Raw genomic sequence first — 6300 nt, 5'->3', positions numbered from 1 at the left:
GTGCGGGAATCACCTTAATGACCGTCTTCGTATATATACCTTGCGAAACAAGGCAGGCACACGACAAACGGACATCAATCGATGATAACTTAACGTTATTATCTCTCAAGCGAGCTGCATTGCGTTTCCGCGCTGCAAGGCCCCTTGCGAGCACCCCTAGAAGCACATGCTTCTATAAATACCTATTGGTTATGCAATATATTATCGCCAAAATTTTGAGAGTAGTAGAAACATGAAGAAACATTTAAATATAATAACTTGACACAAAGTTATGATTACTATGAGCGCAGAAATGCAACTGAGGGATCGTTTTTTATAACACAGAACCGCTGTTGAACAAGAAGATCACTATTTTCGATACCACACTGCGCGATGGTGAACAGACGCCCGGGGTTTCCCTGACGAACGACCAGAAGCTGAAGATCGCAAGGCAACTGGACAAGCTTGGAGTAGATGTCCTTGAAGCCGGATTCCCTATTTCCTCTGATGGAGACAGACAGTCTGTAAAAGCTATCGCCAACGAAGGCCTTAAACTGGACGTGTGTGGTCTTGCAAGAGTGCTGACAAAAGACCTAGACGCATGCCTGGACACGGATGTGAACATGATACATACATTCGTATCCACATCTGACATACAGAGGATCCACACAATAAAGAAGAGCAAAGAAGAAGTGCTCACAATGGCTGTGGATGCAGTTCAGTACATAAAGGACCATGGCGTGAAATGTATGTTCTCGGCCATGGATGCCACCCGTACTGATATTGATTACCTTACACAGATATATAAAGCAGTAGAGGAAGCGGGGTGCGACATCATCAATGTGCCAGATACCGTGGGAATAATGTCCCCTTCCCGCATGTACCATCTGGTAGGTGCGGTCAGTAAGGAAATAAGGATTCCCATCGATGTCCACTGCCATAACGACTTTGGAATAGCAGTGGCTAACAGCCTCATGGCAGTTGAGGCTGGAGCAAGCCAGATCCAAGTAACTGTAAATGGCATTGGAGAAAGAGCAGGTAACGCCAATCTTGCTGAAGTGGTCATGTGCCTGCAATCGATCTACGGCGCAAAGACGAACATTAATACAGAATACCTCCTTGAAACGTCTAAAATGGTCGAGAAATATACAGGTATACACATACCCCCGAACACGCCTATTGTTGGCGAGAATGCCTTTGCTCATGAATCTGGTATCCACACCCACGGAGTGCTCACCAAGGCCGATACATTCGAGCCCGGCATCATGACGCCAGAGATGGTAGGGCACAAAAGACGCATCGTGCTGGGTAAGCATGCAGGCAAGCACGCTGTTCAGAAATCACTGGAAGATGCCGGCATCCAGACCACTGATGAGCAACTGGACGAGATAGTCAGGAGAATAAAGGCTATCGCTGACAAAGGAAAAAGGATCTGTGATGCTGATCTGCATGCCGTCGCATCAGACGTACTGGGAAGGAACCTTGGAAGCGAGACCATAAAGCTCAAAGAACTGTCCGTAATGACAAGCAACCTCACAACACCAACTGCAGTGGTCAGAGCCATTGTTGGTGATGAGGAGGCAGTTGCATCCAACATTGGTACCGGACCGGTGGATGCAGCCGTTAAGGCAGTACAGCAAATGATCGCTGGGTACACAAAAGTGAAGATACGGGACTTCCGCATTGAAGCCATCACCGGAGGTGCCGATGCTCTTGCAGAGGTCACCATAGGTGTAGAGGACGAAGATGGACGCATGGTAACAGCCCACGCTGCAAGCACTGACATTGTGACAGCATCCGTGGACGCACTTGTAACAGCCATAAATATCCTGCTTGACAAGAAAAAACTGTGGAATATGCAGTGAAACCTATTGATTATCTAATTACCAGGCAACAATGCCTGGAGTTCTTTTTCTTTTTAGACCTGCGGTTAATTGCATTGCATACAGATCTTCTGAATCGTTCCCTTTATGATTTCAGCAACCAATAGAAATAACCATGGATCTCCAAGTTATAGATTCACACTGCCATCTTGATTTTCCAAAATTCAATAAGGATAGAGATGCAACCATACAACGTGCCCTTGATGCTGGCGTAGTGCAAATGATAAATTCCGGAGTTGATCCAAAGACCAATATCTCAACCCTTGAGCTTGCACAGAAATATGACCATATCCACGCAACTCTGGGGTTCAGCCCCCATTTGTCACCGGAAGCTACTGATGAACAAGTAAAAAGCATGTTGAGTTTTATAGAAGATCACGTCACAGACATAGTTGGAATAGGGGAAGCGGGACTTGATCATCATTACTTCACCTCAAGCGCTGAAAGGAACAGACAGATAGAAGTTTTCAAACAGGTCATAGAGCTTGCAGACAGATACAACAAACCTCTGGTGATACACGGCAGAGAAGCAGAAGATATTGCACTGGGATTGTCAGGACACCTCGACAAAGTGGTATTTCACTGCTATGGCGGGAGTCTTGAAACCATGAGAAATATAGTAGATGCCGGACATTTTATATCAGTTCCCACTTTGGCATGTTTTTCGGAACACCACCAGGAAATAGCAAAGGAAGTGCCATTGGAGCACATGCTTCTTGAAACGGATAGTCCATATCTTTCCCCTCGCAAAGGCAGGAATGAACCTGCATTCGTTCTTGATTCCCTTCCGTGGATCTCAAAACTCAAAGGAATAGAAGAGAAAGATATAGCAGGTATCACCAGGAAAAACACTATAAGGGTTTTCGGCCTCTAAGGACCATATATAGGGAACAGGGATAAGGAACATGAACGTAAAGAAATTCCATACTGGTTACTATGATGCAAATTCGTATCTTATCAATGGCAAAGTGCTGATAGACACAGGCATCAACACAAATGCCCTGATAGCAGAAATCGAAAAAAACATCGATATCAACGATCTTGAACTCATCGTTCTTACCCATTGCCACTATGACCACACTGCAGCTGCAGAGGCCATTGCCAGAAAAAGCGGGGCGCGTATAGCTATCCACAGGGACGATGTAGAATTGCTACATCACGATGAAGCCAGCGCAGCTGCTGCTTTTGATAGCATAGCACCTTCCTTTGAACCAGATATCCTGCTGGATGACGGAGAAAGCATACCCATCGGAAATGGAGAACATCTGCAAATTATACATACACCTGGGCACACACCTGGGGGCATATGCCTTTACGAACCAGTGTCAAAGTCATTGTTCTCAGGAGATACGGTATTTCCGCAGGGGAGTATAGGACGTACGGATTTCATAGGTGGCAACTCTGCAAATATAAGTGGATCTATTCAAAAACTCACACAGCTGGATGTAAGGACAATGTATCCGGGACATGGGGACCCTACTTCTGAGAACGTGAAACGCCAGATAGAACTATCATACCGCATGGCTAAAAGCATATTCAGGATCATCTGATCATGACATTAAAAAAGAAAGAACAAACTTCATTTGTTTCACAGTTCCTCCCGATGGACCTTAAGGAGGCAAAGCAAAGAGGCTGGGAAGAACTTGATGTGATCATTGTGACCGGGGATGCCTACGTAGACCATCCAGGTTTTGGAACAGCCATCATTAGCAGGGTCCTTGAAGATGCCGGATACAGAGTAGGCATTATTGCGCAACCTAAATGGGATAGTGTAGAAGACTTTAAAAGATTAGGAAAGCCACGCCTGTTCTTCGCCGTTAGTGGAGGAAATACAGACTCAATGGTGAGCAACTATACGCCTTCCCAGAGGTTACGCCATGAAGATGCATATTCACCCGGCAACAAACCCGGAATGCGGCCGAACAGAGCAACCATAGTCTATTCCAACAGGTTGCGGGAAGCATATCCTGATGTACCCCTGGTAATAGGAGGCATAGAAGCTTCTTTGCGCCGCTTTGCTCAATACGACTATTGGTCGGACAAAGTGCGTCAGTCAATTCTTGCGGACACACCTGCCGACCTGCTGGTCTATGGCATGGGAGAATTGCAACTGCTCCAGATAGCAGAAAGACTGGATAAAGGCGTATCGTTAAAAGAAATAACTGACATTGACGGCACTGTCTGGAAAATGGAAGTCAAAATATGGAAGGAAAAAAGAGATGAAATGCTCAGGAACAATATCGAGATACCTTCCTACACCGAAGTCTCACAGGACAAAGTGCTCTATTCCAAAGCGTTCAGGCTTACATTCGATGAGCAGGACCCCGTAAGGGGAAGAGGGATAGTACAGGTCCATCCGAAAACAGTGATCATACAGAACAAACCCATGCGCCCTCTTAATGAAAAAGAGCTCGACCATGTGTATGAGCTGCCCTATACCAGAAGTGCACACCCGTCGTACAAAGAACCCATACCTGCCCTTGACATGGCCAGGTTCTCCATCACCACCCACAGAGGATGTTTTGGTTCCTGCTCTTTCTGCGCCATCGTCCTGCACCAGGGAAGAATGATCTCAAGCCGTAGCATTGGATCGATCCTGAGGGAAGCTGAAGGGTTTAAGAAGATCAAGGGCTTCAAAGGTATCATCAACGGGCTTGGCGGACCATCTGCTAACATGTATGGGATGGAATGCGCAAAGTGGGAAAAGAAAGGGACATGTACAGACAAATTATGTATTCATCCACAGGTTTGCCCCTCACTTGACACAAGCCATAAGAAACTGATAGAACTGATGAGAAGACTGCGGGAAATACCCGGCATATCAAAGGTTTTCGTTGGTTATGGCGTACGTTACGATCTGGCACTCCTTGATGAACAGTATATGGAAGAACTGTGTGCCCATCACGTCAGCGGACAGCTCAAGGTAGCACCCGAACATTACTGTAACGCAGTTACCGATGCCATGAAAAAACCCCGCAGGGAAATATTTGAAAAGTTCGAGCAGAAATACAAGGAGATAAATCGAAAATTAGGCAAAGACCAGTACCTTGTGGCATTCTTGATGTCTGGCCATCCAGGATGTACCCTTAACAACATGATCGAAACTGCAGAATACATCCGGGATACAGGAAGATACACAGAACAGGTGCAGGATTTCACACCCACGCCCATGACTGCTGCCACCTGCATGTTCCATACAGGGATCGACCCTTTCACAGGCAGGAACATCTATGTTGCAACTTCCAGAAAAGACAAAATGATACAGAGGGCCTTCTTGCGCTATAAGGACCCTCAGAATCAGATGCTTGTCTACGAAGGGCTTAAACGCGCAGACCGGCTGGACCTTGTGGGCAATAGCTGGAACTGCCTTATCAGAAGGCCACCGAGGGGAAAAGAAAGGCAATAAGGTTTTAAACAAGATTTATTAAACTTAATAGTAAGCAAATAAAAGAAAGAGTAGAGGTCATTCCTTAACCTCTTCAAAACTCTTTATTTCCGGTTCATACCCTTTTTCAATGGCATCCAGCAATTCTTTCTGATCCACATACTCATATTCCCTTACAGCCAGCCCATCATCAGTTAAAGTGAATTTGCCTAAAGATGCACCAATCACAAGATAGTGTTCTGGGCCAAAGTCCTTAAACATAGTAGAAACATCTTTGCTTACATACAACAAGACCTTTTCACCTTCTTTGAAAGATGGTTCCGAACCGAAGGCCATTTTCACAACTTCGTCCTCTCCTCCTTGAATACGAACCCTAATTTCTTTCTGCTCAAGTGGGTTCTTAAGATATTGATCCACACTTATAATGACATCAGTGTACATAGCATCATATTCACCCAAATTTTCAATTGTATCACCCCGCCTTTTTCCGTCAGGAGTGTTCCATTTTGCGGGCAGAATCTCCTTTACTGTGCCAATAACAATCGATTCAGATCGCTGATTTAGCTCAGTAAAATTGAGATATGCAAGCGATGCACTTATAGAAATAGTTGTTTTGTTGACAGATTCTGCTGTGTTATCTTGCACATATAATGCCTCATTAGAAGAAAGTGGGCTAGATACTTCCTGAAAATATTCGTCTGTTGTGTTTTTTTGTGTATCCATTGCTGAGTAGTTGGATAGAATTATGCTCAGCACCAATATTGATAATAATCCAACAATCAATAGTCCATATTTTATTGTTCTGTTAATCACCTATACCACCTTATGTCCCGTATATTGCAATAATACTATTCTTGCCATCTTGAGAGGCTTCTTTTTGATGTACTGCTCTAACTATTTTTGGTCATATAGCGGCAGCTTAAACAGTTGAGTGACCAAAAACCGCAGCGTATCCAATCTAGAGTAACTCAATTAAACTTGTTTATATAAATTTTTTATGGTTATACCATTAAACTGAGAACTTGTTTGCTACCATAATACATAAAAAAGATA

The 6300-nt window shown here is 44.5% G+C and carries 5 protein-coding genes; 4 read left to right on the top strand and 1 reads right to left on the bottom strand.

Annotation, left to right across the window (positions count from 1 at the left end; all coding sequences use genetic code 11):
* Window positions 1–332 precede the first annotated feature (332 nt).
* The 4 genes from A4E24_RS04375 (at window position 333) to A4E24_RS04360 (ending at window position 5268) form a co-directional block, all read left to right on the top strand.
* The gene (locus A4E24_RS04375) at window positions 333–1844 is read left to right on the top strand and encodes a 2-isopropylmalate synthase (protein WP_292352018.1); all 1512 of its coding nucleotides are present in this window, start codon (window positions 333–335) and stop codon (window positions 1842–1844) included.
* A 133-nt stretch (window positions 1845–1977) separates the two neighbouring features.
* Window positions 1978–2736: a TatD family hydrolase gene (locus tag A4E24_RS04370; protein ID WP_292352016.1), complete on the top strand. Its 759-nt coding sequence runs from the start codon at window positions 1978–1980 to the stop codon at window positions 2734–2736.
* Window positions 2737–2767: 31 nt separating this feature from the next.
* A complete protein-coding gene (locus A4E24_RS04365; protein WP_292352014.1) occupies window positions 2768–3412 on the top strand; it encodes an MBL fold metallo-hydrolase in 645 nt (214 codons plus the stop codon).
* Window positions 3413–3465: 53 nt separating this feature from the next.
* Window positions 3466–5268 carry a YgiQ family radical SAM protein gene (locus tag A4E24_RS04360; RefSeq protein ID WP_292352020.1) on the top strand — a complete coding sequence of 601 codons (1803 nt, stop codon included), beginning with the start codon at window positions 3466–3468 and terminating at the stop codon, window positions 5266–5268.
* A gap of 57 nt (window positions 5269–5325) precedes the next feature.
* Here the strand turns inward: A4E24_RS04360 and A4E24_RS04355 are convergent, their stop codons facing one another.
* The gene (locus A4E24_RS04355) at window positions 5326–6060 is read right to left on the bottom strand and encodes a hypothetical protein (RefSeq protein WP_292352012.1); all 735 of its coding nucleotides are present in this window, start codon (window positions 6058–6060) and stop codon (window positions 5326–5328) included.
* Between the last annotated feature and the right edge of the window lie 240 nt (window positions 6061–6300).

Source organism: Methanomethylovorans sp. PtaU1.Bin093, assembly GCF_002067275.1.
Classification (GTDB): Archaea; Halobacteriota; Methanosarcinia; order Methanosarcinales; family Methanosarcinaceae; genus Methanomethylovorans.
This window is presented reverse-complemented; position numbering and strand designations above follow the sequence as displayed.